17 protein-coding genes are annotated in these 17,098 nt (G+C 48.7%); 7 read left to right on the top strand and 10 right to left on the bottom strand.

Annotated elements, in window-relative coordinates:
* The first annotated feature begins 17 nt into the window (after positions 1 to 17).
* The 7 genes from OZ401_RS05330 (at position 18) to OZ401_RS05300 (ending at position 9,769) form a co-directional block, all read left to right on the top strand.
* A complete protein-coding gene (locus tag OZ401_RS05330) occupies positions 18 to 2,042 on the top strand; it encodes an AAA family ATPase (protein ID WP_341469673.1) in 2,025 nt (674 codons plus the stop codon).
* A 320-nt stretch (positions 2,043 to 2,362) separates the two neighbouring features.
* The gene (locus OZ401_RS05325; RefSeq protein ID WP_341469672.1) at positions 2,363 to 4,120 is read left to right on the top strand and encodes an ABC transporter substrate-binding protein; all 1,758 of its coding nucleotides are present in this window, start codon (positions 2,363 to 2,365) and stop codon (positions 4,118 to 4,120) included.
* Between the two features lie 46 nt (positions 4,121 to 4,166).
* Positions 4,167 to 5,090, top strand: a complete 924-nt coding sequence (locus OZ401_RS05320; RefSeq protein ID WP_341469671.1) for an ABC transporter permease — start codon at positions 4,167 to 4,169, stop codon at positions 5,088 to 5,090.
* 4 nt (positions 5,091 to 5,094) lie between these two features.
* On the top strand, positions 5,095 to 6,000 hold the full coding sequence (locus tag OZ401_RS05315; protein ID WP_341469670.1) for an ABC transporter permease: 906 nt from the start codon (positions 5,095 to 5,097) through the stop codon (positions 5,998 to 6,000).
* 40 nt (positions 6,001 to 6,040) lie between these two features.
* A complete protein-coding gene (locus OZ401_RS05310) occupies positions 6,041 to 6,619 on the top strand; it encodes a flavodoxin domain-containing protein (protein ID WP_341469669.1) in 579 nt (192 codons plus the stop codon).
* Between the two features lie 149 nt (positions 6,620 to 6,768).
* On the top strand, positions 6,769 to 8,991 hold the full coding sequence (locus tag OZ401_RS05305) for a glycosyltransferase family 87 protein (RefSeq protein ID WP_341469668.1): 2,223 nt from the start codon (positions 6,769 to 6,771) through the stop codon (positions 8,989 to 8,991).
* Positions 8,992 to 8,995: 4 nt separating this feature from the next.
* Entirely contained in the window at positions 8,996 to 9,769 is a 774-nt protein-coding gene (locus OZ401_RS05300; RefSeq protein ID WP_341469667.1) for a hypothetical protein, read from the top strand.
* 3 nt (positions 9,770 to 9,772) lie between these two features.
* On the opposite strand, the gene OZ401_RS05295 is transcribed toward OZ401_RS05300, so the two are convergent.
* The 10 genes from OZ401_RS05295 to OZ401_RS05250 form a co-directional block, all read right to left on the bottom strand.
* A complete protein-coding gene (locus OZ401_RS05295) occupies positions 9,773 to 10,504 on the bottom strand; it encodes a CPBP family intramembrane glutamic endopeptidase (RefSeq protein WP_341469666.1) in 732 nt (243 codons plus the stop codon).
* A gap of 53 nt (positions 10,505 to 10,557) precedes the next feature.
* Positions 10,558 to 10,869: a twin-arginine translocase TatA/TatE family subunit gene (gene tatA, locus OZ401_RS05290; protein WP_341469665.1), complete on the bottom strand. Its 312-nt coding sequence runs from the start codon at positions 10,867 to 10,869 to the stop codon at positions 10,558 to 10,560.
* Between the two features lie 249 nt (positions 10,870 to 11,118).
* Positions 11,119 to 13,308 (bottom strand): cbb3-type cytochrome c oxidase subunit I, encoded by a 2,190-nt coding sequence (locus OZ401_RS05285; RefSeq protein ID WP_341469664.1) that lies wholly within the window; start codon positions 13,306 to 13,308, stop codon positions 11,119 to 11,121.
* Positions 13,309 to 13,317: 9 nt separating this feature from the next.
* Positions 13,318 to 13,935, bottom strand: coding sequence for a hypothetical protein (locus tag OZ401_RS05280; protein ID WP_341469663.1), 618 nt, complete (start codon positions 13,933 to 13,935; stop codon positions 13,318 to 13,320).
* 29 nt (positions 13,936 to 13,964) lie between these two features.
* Positions 13,965 to 14,648, bottom strand: a complete 684-nt coding sequence (locus OZ401_RS05275) for a hypothetical protein (RefSeq protein ID WP_341469662.1) — start codon at positions 14,646 to 14,648, stop codon at positions 13,965 to 13,967.
* 32 nt (positions 14,649 to 14,680) lie between these two features.
* Entirely contained in the window at positions 14,681 to 14,995 is a 315-nt protein-coding gene (locus OZ401_RS05270) for a hypothetical protein (RefSeq protein ID WP_341469661.1), read from the bottom strand.
* Between the two features lie 13 nt (positions 14,996 to 15,008).
* Positions 15,009 to 15,227 (bottom strand): hypothetical protein, encoded by a 219-nt coding sequence (locus OZ401_RS05265; protein WP_341469660.1) that lies wholly within the window; start codon positions 15,225 to 15,227, stop codon positions 15,009 to 15,011.
* Positions 15,228 to 15,232: 5 nt separating this feature from the next.
* Complete coding sequence (locus tag OZ401_RS05260) at positions 15,233 to 15,550, bottom strand: hypothetical protein (protein WP_341469659.1); 318 nt, start codon at positions 15,548 to 15,550, stop codon at positions 15,233 to 15,235.
* A 92-nt stretch (positions 15,551 to 15,642) separates the two neighbouring features.
* Positions 15,643 to 15,936, bottom strand: a complete 294-nt coding sequence (locus OZ401_RS05255; RefSeq protein WP_341469658.1) for a hypothetical protein — start codon at positions 15,934 to 15,936, stop codon at positions 15,643 to 15,645.
* Between the two features lie 3 nt (positions 15,937 to 15,939).
* Positions 15,940 to 17,046, bottom strand: a complete 1,107-nt coding sequence (locus tag OZ401_RS05250; protein ID WP_341469657.1) for a cbb3-type cytochrome c oxidase subunit II — start codon at positions 17,044 to 17,046, stop codon at positions 15,940 to 15,942.
* Positions 17,047 to 17,098: the final 52 nt, after the last annotated feature.

Here is a 17,098-nt window from a genome sequence, read left to right as displayed (position 1 = left end):
GTAACGAGGACTAATTTATGGAGAATTTACGAAGCAAACGTCGCCCCGTAACTCGTAAGGACGAGGTGGACGAAGCAATAGAAAGATTGGGGAAGAAGGTAAAATTCAACCCCCTTCGCCAACACCTCGGTTCTTGGATTGCGCTCACTCTGTTTATACTGCTTATCTGGAACTTCCTAGTTCCGATATACAGCCAGAGCGGTTTGGGTGGCATTTCGCAGACAATCGTCCAGTTGGCTTTCCAATTGGCTTTTGCTGCCATATTCGCGCTTTTCCAGATTTACATAATGTTCTTTGCCATCGCGCGCCCTCGTACTTTCTGGCTCAAACCGGGTGAAACGGGCATCTCCTTTCAAGATTACAAAGGCAATCCGCAAGTGTTGGAAATGGCGCGGGAAGTGGTGCTTTTACTCAAAGGGGCGCGCGAATTTAAGGATATGGGCGGCGAGGTCATTCGCGGTCTGTTGTTGGAAGGCGACCCCGGTGTAGGTAAATCCTATCTGGCGCAAGCAATTGCTACCGAAGCAGGTTTGCCCTTTGGTTATTGCTCTGCCGCCAGTTTGCAAAGCCCCTTCGTAGCGGGCGGTATGTTGAGCATCAAAGCCCTGTACAAAAAAGCCAACAAACTGTCAGATCAATACGGCGCGTGTATCCTCTTTCTGGATGAAATTGATGCTATCGGGCAAAAACGCGCTGGGCAGCAACAGGGCGGCATGGGTATGGGTATGGGCGGTATGATGGGCGGTATGGGCAGCGGTTTGATTAACGAACTGCTGGTACAAATGGATCCACCCCCCGTTCACGACTCAATGAATCGCAAGTTTTTGCGTTGGCTCGGTATTGATTTTAGAGCCAAAAAAGCGGTGCGAAGAAACGTATTGACCGTTGGCGCAACTAACTTGGTAGAAACTTTGGACGAAGCTCTTTTGCGCCCTGGTCGTTTTGACCGCAAGATTAAAGTTGATCTGCCGGATTCGGATGGTCGCCGCGAGATTATCGAGTATTATCTCGACAAGGTAAACCACGAAAATATCCCGATGGATAAAGTGGTAGCCCAGACTATCGGTTATACCCCGGTATCTATCCGCTACGTTATCAATGAAGCGGTGGTGCGCGCCCACTTTGACGGTCGTGACGCGATTACGTATAAGGATTTAATCGCCGCCCGCGACTTGTTTGAGGTTGGTCTTCGCATGCCTATTCGCAGTATGTCATACGAAGAGAAACGGCGCATCGCCTACCATGAGGTTGGACATGCGGTAGCGCAAGTGTTGCTGAACCCTCACGAAGACTTGGTGAAATTGACCATTATTCGGCATGGCGGTGCGTTGGGCTTTATGCAGCCCAAACCTAAAGAAGAACGTTATACCCTTACCAAAGATGAAATTGAAGCCGATATTCAGGTAAGCCTCGGCAGCCGTGCGGCTGAAGAACTTTTCCTGAACACAGCAATGACCGGATTCAGCGGCGACCTTGCCAATGCTACCCAACGCGCAATATTGTATTGCAACCTCGTCGGTATGAACGGGCATCTCTCTTCTTCGCAGGTGTTGGGCGAGCAGGCGGTATCGGTACAGGAAATCGAGGCTTTCCTCCAGACTCAGTATCGCCGAGTGAAATCTCTGTTGTCGTCAAACGCTGAGATGTGCCATGCGTTGGCAGAAGCTTTGATCCAGCGTGAAGAAATGCTAGGCGATGAAGTTCTGGAAATTGTCAATCGCTTTACCGCAGTATTGTCCAATGATGCGCGACAACTTGGTTTCCGCCTCTCTAAGATGGGCAAACACGCCGGTCTTGAGCAATACGGTGGAATGTACGCTGAAGGCAAGAAAACGGCTGCCGGTTCAGGTAGTGCGCCTATTTCTGCGCCAAGCCAGCCTGTTGCGGTTGAGGTAGATGATGAAGATGATGACTCGATTTTCCCCGGAGTAGCGGCTTACTCTGCCAAAAATCGAAACGTGATCAAAGGTGAAGTAATTTCGGTGCAAAAGACTACCAGCGCCTACACAGACGAGGATGATTTCTTACCGAGTAAATGGTAAAGGCGTAGGTGATAAGCTAGAATTACATGATCCCCTTTCCCCCAATCGGGAAAGGGGATTTTTTAGGAGAGCTTACACCGTCTCGTATAAATCACGCGGGCGTTACCAAAAGCACAATAAAATTGCAAGTGAAGTTTTAAACAAACTAGCATTTGGTAGTTCAGGTTACAGCGACTTGCCCTCTTTAGTGTTAACTTCTACATAATAGTCTGAGTCGGGAACTACTTTATTCCGTGCTACCCATATCCGATTTAGCCTGAAGGACTTTAGCAGCCCTTTGCTGCTACTAGGCAACTTAAGGGAACCAAAAGGAGCGAGAATTGAGAAGTAAGAATTCTTCCCGCCTGTCATTAGTAGCTGTTTTATTGATGATGGTTGCGACGATACTTGGAGCTTGCGGTGATAATACTGCCACTCCCGCCGCCACTACAGCAAACGCTACTACACAGGCATCCGCCACAACTACATCTGCTGCCAGTACCGCCGCTACCACTGCCAAAGCAGCGACTACACAGGCAGCTACCACTGCCGCCGCTACCGCCGCAGTCGCAAGTAGCGGTCATCCCGGCATTTATCGTGAAGTCTGGTATGGACCAGACCCGGTAACGCTTGACCCCCAAGCCAGCCAACCACAAGGTTATACTACTCGCTATATGTACAATAACCTGTACGTTGGTTTGACCGATTTTGATGTGAAAGCTAACGTAGTTCCGGGCATTGCCAAAGAATGGAAAGCCAGCGCGGATGCAAAGGTTTGGACATTTACCCTTGATCCCACTGCTAAATTCGCCAGTGGTCGTCAAGTAACTGCGGCAGACGTAGTTTATACCTACGAACGTGCGGTTGATCCTAAAATCAAGAACGCCGTTGCTCTCGGCGTAGTTGGGGATATTGTAGGGGCAAGCGACAAGTTTGCCGCTAAAGCTGACAGCATCAGCGGTATCAAAGTGATTGACCCCGGCACAATCGAATTTACCTTACTTCAACCCACTCCCTTCTTCCCCACCAAGTTGGCTAGTACCGCCGGTTTTATCCTTGATAAGGACATTGTTGAGAGTGGCGCCAAGTGGTGGGAAACCAAGAGCGCGGGCGCAGGACCTTTCCAACTAACAGAATGGCAACACGGTCAGAAAATTGCGCTGGTTCCCAACCCCAATTGGTTTGGTAAAAAGGTTAAATTAACCCGTGTCGAATATTTGATAGTGGGCGACCAAACCAACCGTCTGAACCAGTTTGAGAGCGGCTTGACTGATGCTCACTGGCAGTTGCTAACCACTGAAGTTGATCGCATTAAGAAGGAAAAGGGCGACCTTTCCAAAATACTGACCGAATTCCCGATCGGTATGGGTTTCACCCTCTACATCGGTTTGAACTCGAACGGTTACGAACCCTTCAAGGATGCCAAAGTTCGCAAAGCCGTCACTATGGCGCTCGATACTGCCGCTATCAACGACACCCCGCTCAACGGCGCAGGTTACGTTGCTTCTGGTGTGATTCCAAGCGGTTTGCCCGGCTACGTATCCGGACAGATGAAAGCCAAATATGACCCGACCGCTGCTAAAGCATTATTGGCTGAAGCCGGTTATGCGGATGGCTCCAAAATGCCGGAACTGACGCTTACCCAGGTTGGCTCAGGACCTGACATTGCAGGACCTACCCAATTTATGCAAGAAGCTCTGAAAACTAATCTCGGTATGAATGTTAAAATTGACGTAACCGATCAACAGCGGTTTGGTCCTTCCTTGCAGCAGGGCAAGGTAGCTGCGTGGGCTACCCTGATGATGGCTTCTTATCCTGATCAGTATTCGATGCTATCAAACTTTGCCAGCAAATCGCCTTTCAACTATTATGGATATAGCAATCCAGATGTAGATAGCTTGTTGGTTAAAGCGCTTGGCACTGTGGACAATACTGCTCGTTACACCATCTACAATCAGATTGAAACCAAGCTGATGGATGATGCGGTAATCGTTCCGGTTATCTGGGGTAAGTTCTATAGCTTAGTACGCCCGTATGTTACCGGTTTCCGCGTTAACGTGCTGGGTATTATGCCTTACACTGAACTTGAAGTGAAGTAACCTTATAGGGCAGGGGCGTAGCTAACTACGCCTCTGTAATTATCAAATGAATTTTGTATTACGGCGTATTCTGTTTTTTATTCCGGCTCTGCTGGGTGTGGTCATTGTAACCTTCATCATTGGAAGGCTTGCACCGGGTGACCCATTCCAGCAATTAATTGGGCTTGGAGTTGATAACGATACAATCGAGGAGTTGCGCCACCATTATGGTTTTGATCAACCGCTGTGGCAGCAACTTTTTACCTATCTAGGCAATCTGGCGCAAGGCGACCTCGGCATTTCCTTTGCCCGCGCCAATATGCGTGTAGTGGATCTCATCCAAATGAGCATAGGTCCTACTTTATTGGTGGGGGTGCTATCCATAACCCTTGGCGCGTTTATTGGGGTTTGGTTGGGTTTATGGAGTGCGCTTAGACGGGGAAAGTTCGTTGACAAAGTTATAACGGCGGCGGTTAGCTTTTTCGGTGCAATGCCCGGTTTTGTGCTATCATATTTTATGATTTGGGGCTTAGCAGTAGGTTTAAAATGGTTACCGCCCGGTGGTTGGGGCAAACCGGAAAACCTAATAATGCCTGTAATAGTGGCAGCGCTGGCTCCGGCAGCCTTTATCGCGCGGGTGTGCCGTTCCTCAATGGTGGAAGTGTTACGGCAGGAATATGTGACGGTGGCACGCGCTAAGGGACTATCCCCATTCCATATAATGCGCTGGCACGTTCTGAAAAACGGTTTTATTCCTGTCATTACCGTTATTGGACCATTGGCGGGACGTTCTATTACCGGGCTTTTCTTTGTTGAAAGAATCTTCGGTATTCCGGGGCTTACCAGCCTAACCATCGAAGCAATTCCTTCGCGGGATTATTCGGTTATACAGGCTTCAACGCTAATGCTGGCTACTATTTTTATTATCATAAACTTGCTGGTGGACATCTTGAATACGATGATCGACCCGCGTACCAGAAGTATTGGTTAATCTTATGTCAACAGTTGAGCTAAATTCGCAGGAGCAAAATCCCTACTTTACTACTGCAATGGCGGATGTGTCTCCTCTACTTAAGAAACGGCAAAAGACCTGGTTCGGGCGCAAGCGAGATATACTGGTACTTTTTAGCTTGCTATTTATCGTGGTGATTCTTACCTGTGCTATTTTTGCCGACCAGGTTTCACCTTACCTTCCGGAGTATCAGCAACGTGGCAAAGGCGTTGCTTGGCAAGACCCTTCTCCGGCACATTGGCTTGGTACTGATGGGTTGGGGCGCGATTTCCTGAGTCGCTTGATTCATGGCGCGCGGGTGACAGTGGTACTGGCAGTTGGTGTAGCGACCCTTCAGCTTTCCATCGGTATAACACTGGGTGTGCTATCGGGCTTCTTCGGAGGTTGGGCTGATTTTATTATTATGCGTTTCGCTGATTTGCTGTATGCTTTTCCGGGCTTGCTTTTGATTATATTGGTGGTCAGTGTGGTGGATACCTTCCCCAGGATTCTGACTGCTTTTATTGTCATTACCTTGATAAGCTGGCCTGACATTACCCGCCTCACAAGAGCGCAGGTGCTTTCATTGAAACAGCGAGAGTTTGTAGAATCAGCCCGTGTTATGGGGGCATCTTCCTTCCACATAATAATCAAGCATTTGTTCCCCAACTTTATTCGCCCAATTGCGGCACTGGTTCCGCTCGGTATGGCTCTGGTTATCTTGAGCGAGGCAAGCTTGAGCTTTCTTGGATTAGGGGTTCAGCCGCCGGGGGCAAGTTGGGGCAATATGATTAACGAAGTAGGGGTGCATTTCAGGACAAGTCCTTGGATGATTTTGGCTCCTAGCATGAGTCTGGTTTTTACAGTGCTATCGCTCAACTATATTTCTGACTGGTTGCTGGATGAATAATAAATTTGTACGGCGCATACTTTAAGAGAGGTACTAATATATGGCTAAGCTACTGATTGTTTACGGCAGTGGGGAAGGACAAACTACCAAAATTGCCCAGCGAATTGCAGAGGTAGTGCAAGGCAAAGGACATGTAGTAGAATTAGTTCGCGGGAACGGCTTACCCTCTAATCTTAATCTTGCCAATTATCACTTTATACTGGTGGGCGCTTCGATTCACACCGGGAAACACCAGCCCTATATGGTGAAGTTTGTGAAATCCAATCTCAGCGCTCTTAATAGCAAACCCTCCGGTTTTTTCTCGGTTAGTGTGAGCGCCGGTTCAAAAGTCCCGAGACTTCATGCGCTGGCTGAAAAATATTTAGAACGCTTCATAACCGAAACTGGTTGGAAGCCGACCACTACCACGCTAATCGGTGGTGCATTGCAGTACACTAAGTACAACATTCTCAACAAACTGTTGATGCGCTATATCACCCGCAATTCGCTGGGACCAACCGATATTAAACGCGATTACGAATACACTGATTGGGAGCAGGTCACTAAATTTGCCGAGAGCCTCGTGTCGTTGCTGGATAAAAGCAGCGCTAGTGCCGAACCTCAGAAAGCTACGCGCTAGTAATTTATTTGATGATTTTTCCTTATCGAAAAGCCGGTTCCAATCCAGAACCGGTTTTTGTTTGCGCTTGTTAGCGATTACCAAACTGCCGTTAATTTGTGATATGCTTTACCCGATCTGGTTGCACTAATGATAGGAATAATTGACGCTTGAGTTCTACTACCTTCAAACCATCCTTAAAGTTAAAAGCAGTACCGCTCACAGGTCTGATTATGGCGCTGGCGTGGGCGTTGGCTCTTCTCAACACTCCCTTTGTAATTGACTTTGGCGGGGATAATCGGCTTGATTTGGTGTATTTGGGCAACGGCTTTTATGCGCCGGAGAAACGCCCTACCGACCACCAGAATACAGAAAACAGCTATCGTTGGATGGCTAAATCAGCCACGCTTGAATTGCCATGGACTCTAACGTTATTGCCTCGCAAACTGTCGTTGGTTGCTAGCGCGCCCCGCCCCGCCCGTTCTCCCGATCGAGTCGGCGCTACCCTGACCGTTTCCTACCAACTGGACGGTGTTACTACCGCCATCGGGCAATTCCCTATAAACGGTATGGCGGAAGGGAGCGTTATAACCTTTAATTTACCGGCTCAACTTGCCCCACGTACTAACCCGCTCTTGCTCAAATTCGATGCGGATGGCACTTTCCAACCGGGCAAGGGCGATACCCGCAACCTTGCCGCTATTGTCTACTCATTTAAATTAGAACCGGATTACGCAGCCTACGGTTTCAAGGGTTGGGCTGCTTCGCTCATATTGCCGCTCTTGCTAGGGTTGATGAGTTTGGCGATACGCGCATGGACTCGTTTCTTTACTCGCAATCCGCTCTGGATTAACGGCATGCATGTCATAGCGGGTGCAATGCTGCTTGCCAGTTTGCTTTTCTGGCGTGAAGCCGCCGAACCGGGTTACGCGCCGTGGACATTTGTGGCTTGGGTTGGTTGTCTGGCGTTATATGCTGCCAATAAATTTGTGGTACGCGCCCCTAGCTTACCCGCAGCCTTTATCTATGCTGCCTGTTTTTTGCCTGTGCTGCCGTTAGCACAATTTAGCTTCAATCGTCTTAGCTTAAGTGACTTAAACAGCGACTCGGTGATAATGGTCAGCCAGCTTGCGGCGTTTGGCATATCGCTGGTGGCGTACACGCGCAAAGGCTCTGAGAAATATTTTGCGGGACTGTTCGCGTGGGCGTTTGCTATCGCTGCTATTCTTAGCTTTATATATCTTCACGGGCAAGTGTTTTTAAATGATACCTATCGCGGACCCGACTTTCGCAGCTATTACACCCGGCAGGTTCAGGCAGAGCAAGGGCTAACTCCCCTTTATGATCTGCGAGATATTGCCAAATATCCGGGTTCGGCGGTGCGCCAACCACCCGCCTACGTTATCCTTTTCTGGCTACCGGTGCGTTTATTCGGACAGGATGCCTATACCGCACTTTTATTCTGGCGCATTGTTAACGAGTTAATACTGATTCCAATTCTACTAATTCTAGGTAAACTATTTGGCTTAAAACGTGGTATGCTGCCCGCTATCCTGTTTCTGGTACTGAGCTTCCGCCAATTGGCAGAAAACGTGGCGTTAGGGCAGCCCAACTATATTTTGCTGCTGTGTCTGAGCTTAACCGCATTGTTGCTTAAGCAAGGGCGCGAGGGTTGGGCGGGGAGTGTGCTGGCGTATCCCATCTGGCTGAAATTGCTGCCTGTTTTTTCAGGTGCATATTTCTTGCTAGAGAAACGCTGGAGGGGGTTGCTAGGCTTAATCGCCGGGTCGGTAGTGGTAAACGTGCTGACAGGGTTGGTAATCGGTTGGGATAACCTGTGGTTTTACTTCACCCGCGCGTTGTGGAGTGTCAACGAACCGGAAATCGGGCTGGTGAACCACTCTTTCTGGGGGTTTGCTGGCAGGTTGGCAGTAAACGAGGTGGACGGAAGTTTTTCGGGGCAGCCCTTCCCCCGCGAACTGGTAATATTCTGCTATTTGTTTGCGGCGTTGGCTTTCGGTCTAAGCTTGTGGATTATCTGGCGCGCGCCTGCTAAAGATTGGCTGGTGCAACAACTCAAATTTGGGACATTGTTGCTGATGGCGTTGCTTATCGCGCCTTTTAACTGGAAGCAATATGCCATAATGAGTCTGGTGGTTATCGTAGCTTTAGTGGTGATGCTAGGGCGCAGAAATGCGGCGAAATGGCAATTGGCGGTATTTGCGGTGGCTTATGGCTTGTTGGCTTCCGATCAAAATGTACAATTTTTCCCGGATCGTGCCTATGGGCTGGCGCGTATTGCGAGCAGTACCTTTTTCTACGCCCTGTTCGCGCTGTGGCTACTTTGCCTTGTATTGGTGCGCCGCCCCTTACGTGAAAATACAGAGGCTTGAAGCTATGAACTCATTGGCAGAACTGTTGCAAGAGGCTCTCATTTCCGGTAATGCTTCCGAGCTGGAAAGCTATTTGAAGGAGAGAAGCAATTTACCGGGACCGCGTATGAATCTACCGCTGGTTTACGACTTTGCCGAGTTGGTGAAAACGCTGGTAACGCTGCCCGAATCCCCGGTGGCGCAACTGGAATTGCTACTCGAAGGTTGGAGTTCCATAACGGTTGAAGCCAATGCCCCTGAAACGATTTTGCCAAGTGCAGCGGTTGCCTCTTACGGGCAGATGGCGGCAGTGCTTCCCGATTGTTGGCAAGAAAAGGTTGCGCGGTTATACAAAGCAGCCCTCAGTGAATCTTGGCGAGTACGAGAGATGGTAGCACAAGCGCTTCAGGCAATGCTGGAGAAGGATTGGGAGCGAACGGTTTTAACACTGGGTGAGTGGCTAAAAGGTGGCGAGCTTCTAGCGCTTCGGGCAGTGGTAGCGGCAGTAGCCGAACCGCGTTTATTGAAAGAATATGAGCATACCTACGAAGCCTTGCAGCTACAGCGAGAGGTGGTCAGGCTCTTTATACAGGTTACTCCGGCACAGCGTAAACACCCGACATACAAAACGCTGCGTCAAGCGCTTGGCTATTCCATCAGCGTAGCGATTGCTTCACTGCCGGATGATGGGTTACACTATTTCTCGGAACTGGAAAAATCAGGCAACCCGGACATTCAGTGGATTGTGCGGGAGAATAAAAAGAAAGCGCGGCTGTACAAACTTATATCTCAGAATTAGGAGTTATTGTTCTGCTTCAGGCTTGTTTTCAGCTTTAGCAGGTGGTGAAAAACGCTTTAGCCAGTTTTCTTCCTCACCCGCTTTGGCAAGCTGGAGTAGGTTTATCACGTAATGCGCGCTGATAACCACCAATAAACTGCTTGTAATAATAAAAACCGCCGCAAAGATAAAACCGACCAGCCCGGTCAACGCCATACCAAGTTTCCCTTGTGGCACATGTACCATTCCGAACAGGATAGAAGAACCTACCGCCATTATCCATGGGTTTATCAGGCTTGAAAATCCGCCCACCGCCAATGCGCGGAACAGGACTTCTTCCACCGCTACCGCTAGCAATAAGGGAATCAGGATTAATACCCACTCGCTGAATTTGCGCGGCACTACATTCTTCATGATGATGGGAGAGTAGATTTGCGGACCCCAGATGCGAATTGCCAAACCGGAGAGAAAGTTGACGGAGTATTGGACTACCAGCCCGATAACCACGCCCAAAACTAATTCAATGCCAAAGTTTTTGGGAGGCCAACCGAAAACTCTTTCGGTGCGCGCCATTGTATAAGTAGAAGCTAAACCAAGGCAAAGCCCAAGAAGCACGAGCTTAAACAGAAACTCCGGGAATTGCAATAGCAAATTACCCCGGATTTGGATACTCTTAATTTCTTTGCCGTTAAAATATGCACCCCAGTACATTAACCCCAATAAAGTCAATGTACCGATGGCAAAGATTAAATTCATAATTTGCCAGTCTGGCGTGTCAGGGATTAACCTATACACGCCATTCTAATGCTTTAAAGTTGCGCTTTTTTTCGAATGACCCGATCTTCTATAACTTCGGTTGTGCCATCTTCACGTTTGCGCTCACGGCGGGTAATTACCACTTCTTCATCATCCGCAGGTGTAACGGCGCTGCTGGCAACTGTAGTAGTGGTGGTTGTGGATTCCGGCTTGGTATCTTTATTTGCAGCCTGAGTTTCTTCTTTAAACTCTCGAATACCACGTCCCAACGACTTCCCGATGTCTGTCAGGCGATTTGCCCCGAACAGCACGATTATAATCAGTAGAATAATTACCCAAACAAAGGGTTTGTCAAAAGCAAACATCTTAAACCTCCGCAACTATCTACCAGCAAAAGTTAATCCCGGCACACGAAACAGGGGATAAAGCCAGCATGTTTTTCAAGTATAGCATAATCGAATTGCCAAATCTATGCAATATTTCTTCAATATAATCTTATCAAACTCCGGCATTAAAGCAATCACCCTACCCCGATTCAGGCTAATTTCGATATAAAATGAGGGCAACGAAATCACGTTACCCTCATTTATAGCTAAGCGCTGCCCAATCGATAATTATTCTACTCCGGCACGCTGTTCTTTATTAAGCGTGCTTTCGGCGGTATCGCTAATGAGACTGCGGGTAACCTCGCGCTTAATTTCAGCGGCTCGTTTGCGATAGGTTTGTGCAGCTACCCAACCACTTACAAAGGGTAGGATGAGATAAATCCCTACAAATATCGGCAACCAATCGGGTGCCATCAGTACCGCTACTGCCCAGAAGCAAATCCAGAAAAGGGCTTGCCATCCGGTAAACAGTAAAACTGCCATTGCCGGACGACGGCTTAACAGCCAGCCTACGCCCAAAAACCCGAAGATACCCGGAACTACTTCCAGCGCAAAGATTTTCCACGGGTTGATATTTACAATGTGCGATAGTCGGGTAACATACCCGCCCTTGCGAATTGTAGTTAGGTTAGCGGCTGGTAAAGAACCGCTATCGGCGGCAGCGGTTGTACTCGAAACCACCACTCCACTGAAATCTGGGTCGCTAATCGTTCCATTGGCAAGGATTGCAGAGCGTTGCGCTTGTTCTAAGGTGGCGCGTGGCACATTGATTGCTACCAAATAGCGTGTGGTTCGTTGCAGGTTATCGCCCGCCTTGCCTAACATCTTGGCGAGGGTAGCTTTACCCATTGTACGCAGTAGATTGTAGGCGTAGGTTAAATATGCCGTACCGATGATAGCGTATAACCCTACCAGTATCCAGTCGTGCATATCGCCCGTGACGGCGGCGCGTGCCTGTGCAAAGGTATTGCCCTCACGGATAATGTTTCCTTCGGTAACGCCTAGCACTACCAGAATTACATATAGCAGACTAACCCCCACCACAATCATTGTTATGGAAAACTTAGCGAGGGTGTAGCTGTAGAGGCGGCGATTTACCATACGCGGCACTGCGAACATACCGCATGTAACTAACGTTAGAGTTACCACCCCGATGATGTTCATTTGCGCGTGGGAAAGAGGAGTAATCATTTCTCCGGCTTCGCGCGCTTGATCGAGCCAAGTGGTAAAGCTTGGTATAACCTGTAAGATACCTTGACTGGTGCTTATAAATAGGGCTATGGCTGTGAAACCCAAACCAACCGCCAGAAATCGCTCTTTCGACTGACCGATGCCCTGCTTCAAGGTTAAGGCTATGTTGGCGATAAAAGTCCAGAAGCCTAGCAGCATTATTGAAGCGGCGGACGAAATCAATAGCGGATGCCAGAAGCCAACCGCCTGTTTTGCAGCGATGGGGGTAATGCCTTGCGAAATTACCATGTCCCCTTCGATAAAGCCGAGAATAATTAGCACCAACCAGAAGGTAAATACGCCGATGAACATTGACCAGAAAGAGAAGTTTGCAAGGCGGATGCTATACACCGGCTTTCCGGTAATGCGCGGCAAGAAGTAATAGACAAATCCGGCAAAGGCAAAGACGCAACCGCCTACCAGATTCATATGAGCGTGCGACATCGGGTCAATCAGTTGTCCGGCTGCGCCCACCTTATAGAGCCAGTCCAGCGACCACGGCAATACCTGATATACGCCCTGAAGCGTACCGAGCAACAAAGCTACCACCGAAACCACGAAGAATTTGGCGGCGAATATTTGCTCACGATTGGATTGGCGGCGCGCCGACCAAATGGTCATAACTACGTTGGTCACAAATAGCCAGTAGCCGATGCCCATTGCCGAAGCGGTAATTGCTTCGGGGGCTTTGTGCCAAAAGCCGACAATATCTTTAGCTTGAGTATAGGTATAGCCCTGATGAACCAGCGCACCCTCGGTCAAACCTATCGGCAGCAGTGCCATGTAAAAGCCCAACACTCCGCTAAAGGTGAACCAGAACGAAATATTGCAAAGCGTTTCGCTGAAAAGTCGGCGTTTGAGTAAGCGCGGCAACACATAGTAGGTCAATCCGGCTATGGAAATTGTTCCCCCTAGTACCACGTTGATATGGGTTAGACCTAGATTGGTGAAAAGGTGACCACCGTAATCGGCTTCGCGCAACCATTCTGCCATGAAGGGCAAACGCTGGAACACGCCGTGTATAGCCGCTACCGACAGCGCCAGCACCTGCGCTAAAAAGAATTTTACCAATATAGAGTCGTTACTGTAATAGGTGCCGTCCGGCGCTAGGTTACTGGTATCGTAATAACCCGCCAGAATATCGGGTTTCTCTGCTTTGCCGCTTTTTTCAAGTAGAATATCCGCCATAAGTCTCCTCTACCTTCTTGCTCCGGCAACTTCTTGGAAGCCTTTGACTTCTTCAACCGGGACAGGGAATTTGTCGCCTTTCCTGCCGATAAACAGAACAACCCCAGTGGCAATAATCAGCATTGCAGGCCAAATCAGCCAATCCCAGCTAAACCCCGTACCATCGGCAGGGTCGCTGCTGATTGATTGGGTAAAGCGCAAGGGGGCTTCAAAATCGGCGCTGCTTACACTCAGTTGCCAATGCCCGTTGTGCCAGAAATTGGCAACTACTTTGTATTCGCCAGGGTTTCCAGTGGGCTGTAGTTTGTCCGGACCGATTACCGGGTCATGTGGCCCATTGAACTCTTTCTTAACCTGACCGCTGTAATCGCGTACCGCCATAAAACTTAAATCCTGATTGTTCAGGGGATTACCAGCCAAATCAGTTACCTTGAATACAAAGGTAATATCAGAACCGGCGCTAGTTCCATCGTGTTGCGGTAATACTATTTCTACCCGGGTATTGCCGATGGTGGCGATACGTGGTAAATTCTCTCTATCTTCTTCCTTCGCCAATGCGATTCCGCTAAGGCTGAAAAACAACATTACTAGAACCAGTATAGGTATTAGTTTTTTTAGTTTGCGCATGACTTCCTCATATAAGCAGGTTGACAAGCCTATTTCGCTGGTGAAGGAGCTTCGTTAACAGTAAAATAAGCAAAGAGCCTACCTCCGAACATCCCACCATCCTCATACAGAATCAGGAAGCGACCTACGGGCCATTTGCCATTGTGAGGAGAAATAGTTAAGGTATCAAAACCACCCTCTACATTACGCCCGGCTTTGCGATCGAGATTACTTTCCAGTGCAGCATTTTCCGCCGTCATGTTTTGGTCGCGATACACTATCCGATAATTCTCCGGTATATCCATTTGTTTGGGCGTAAATACCAGCTTAAAGCTTCTTCCAACGTCAATCTGGGTTACTTCTTGAGGATCAGGGTCGGCTATTTGATCTCTGATTACTACCAGTGAGCGATAGAAATCTTCATCATCAAATTTGATGTAGAGTTCATCTTGATGCAAACTGGCATCCGGTAAATTAGGGGTGAGTTCAGGTTGTGTCGAGGTGACTATTACCGTAAAAATGGTAAAAAGAAAAGCGACCCCGAACATAGCTCCACACAAAACAAAGGCAACCCGGCGCAAGCTTAGCGCGGTTTTTGACATTTTGCCATAGGGACGATTGGGGCGATTATCATGATTATCGCCTCTATCCTCATCCGAATTTGGAGGCGGATTAAATCCAGCCTCGTTCGAATCGCTTGTTTTATCACTACCGGGTTTATTAATCACTTCCATAGGTATGCTCTCCGGGATACAAACCTGCGCTTCTAGCCGAGCAACTCGTAAATCGAAATAGAGAAGCTTTCGTTGTTTTCGCTAAGGGTATCTTCCAACTTTATAATGTTTGGGTTATTCGAGTAACCCTGCATATCTTCCAGTGAATTCCACTCGCTGGAAATCACAAAATCCACCGCGCCGGTAGCGCCACTGGAACGCCATACGTGCGAACTTACCAAACCGTTAAGGGCTTGGGTGACAAATTTGCGACCGGCAACCAGCGCATTAAAAGCGGTAGAACCGGGCACAATCGCATCGGCTTCTTCTTTGGGCAATGAAAATGATACTAAACGCATGTAAGACATTTGGAACTATCCCCTATCGTTTCTGAAAATGGGTTCCGAGGGTTTGAGTTACCACCTCGTTTCCCAGACCAAAAAATAGTACCAACATAACTCCAATAGCCACAACTGATACTCCCATAATTACCAACAGCATATAGGGAAACTGGGAGTCATCGGTTTCAAGATGCTCATGATGCTCGCTGAAAGCCAAATCTCCCAGCGCCTCAATTCGTTTCGAGTCCAGCTTTTCCATATAATTTAGTATCGCACCCCCGTAATCAGAGAAACTGTAATGTAACCGGCAATTGCCACAAAAACGGATGCCCACACTAGCACTAGAAAATAGGGTATAGCTCCAAAACCACTCTGAATTACTCCGTTGAAGTTTTCAGCGCTACGGTCGTAGGCTATTTTTTTCTCATGCTTGTCACGTCCGCTGCGCGCCCACATAAAAACCAATAGAACCACGAATAGCTCAGCCACTGCCGATAGCAGCCAGTACCACACGGGTAAATCCCATGGGGCTACAATATCAGGCTGAGAAACGGTTTGTAATATTATTGAGCCAATCGCCATTTGACTATCTCCTGATTCCTAATCGCTCACCTACAGAGGGAGAGGGAAGAAAGAAGTTATAGGGGACACCCCTATTACTCCTGCACCCCTAATCACTGTTCCTCGATGGTAATGTATTTATCTAGCTCCTCACCGGAATCATCCAAGAGCGCGCGTCTGAGCATATCGCGTTTGGTTTTCTCTGGGTTTCGGAATTCGCCGTTTTGAACGGAATAAATAATACCCAACCCTGAAATTATCAAGAAGAACGACGCTACAATCCACATTGCGTCTGCTGCCGCTAGTTCATCGCCCCCCACGTTTTCATGCGCAAAGGCGGGTGTGGTAAACGCCAGCAGCATCAGAAAAACCAGTAAAAGAACAGTAACAAGTTTACGCTTTGTCATTTCTTATCTCCCTCCACTGGTATTAGGATCCGGCGCAACGGTTGGAACCGGGTTTGGCGGATTCTTCGACCAGAATTCCTGATTGGCATCATACTGTGAAGGCTCAGGCCCGGCGTTTGGTCCTGTTACCTGCAACGAAGCATCCAGCTTATCTTCGGCTATGGTCAAACCTCCGTTAGGGATGGTGCGAATAAAGTTGATTACATCCCAGATGTCGTTAACGGTCAGGAAATCGCCCCATGCGGGCATTGCACTACCCGGCAAGCCAAATAACAAGAAGTGATAATATTGCCCTTCGCTGGTGACTTTTTGCGCCGCTACATCGGTGAAGTTGAATGGGCGCGGCTGCATGTATTGAGCGGCAGGTCCATTGCCATCCCCGTTATAACCATGACAACCGACACAGTTACTTAGGAATATCTGCTTGCCGTGTACAATACTGCGATTGCTAGGCGGCATCGCGCTACGGGTATTTTTCCAAGTTGTCGGCACTTGCTGCATCAGGTAATCCAAGTGCGCTTGGTCATAGGGCTTTTTAGGGTCGGTCACTGAACGGTCGCCTTGACCGCCGTTTAGAGATTTTACCAGCGCATCCTTTTCGCTGCTCTGGATAGCCATCCGCACATCTGCTGCTTTTCCGCCGAGACTTTGCACATATTTAATCAGGTTGGTTCTATCCTCTACGCTCAAAAAGTTAAACTGAGGCATAATGGATTGCGGGCTGGTAAAGCGCGGGTTTTGGAAATGCGCCAGATGCCAATCGTCCGGGTGTACGCCCCCTTCCTGTGAAAGGTCAGGTCCGGTGCGTTCTGAGCCGAGCAGCATGGTTTGCAAGAAAACATAATCCCCCGCTTGTGCTACCCGCGCGGCTTTTCCGCCACCTGCCGCGTTCCAGTCCTGCGGTCTGATGTATTGAGTATGACAATATACGCAACCGTTGCTGATATATACCTGCCGTCCCTTCTCCTCATCGGCGGTAAGGGGACGCGCTATGTCGGATGGCGAAGGCTGAAAGCTCAAGGACGATAAACCAACCGTCATGAAAACGCTGGTCATGACCATAAGTACAGCCCCGGCAAATACGGTTCCAAATGACATTCTCAAATGCACGAAATTCACTCCTCTATAAGGATTTGGCAACCCGGCAAATGCGCCTGCCGCC

The organism is Candidatus Chlorohelix allophototropha (assembly GCF_030389965.1).
Classification (GTDB): Bacteria; Chloroflexota; Chloroflexia; order Chloroheliales; family Chloroheliaceae; genus Chlorohelix; species Chlorohelix allophototropha.
This window is presented reverse-complemented; position numbering and strand designations above follow the sequence as displayed.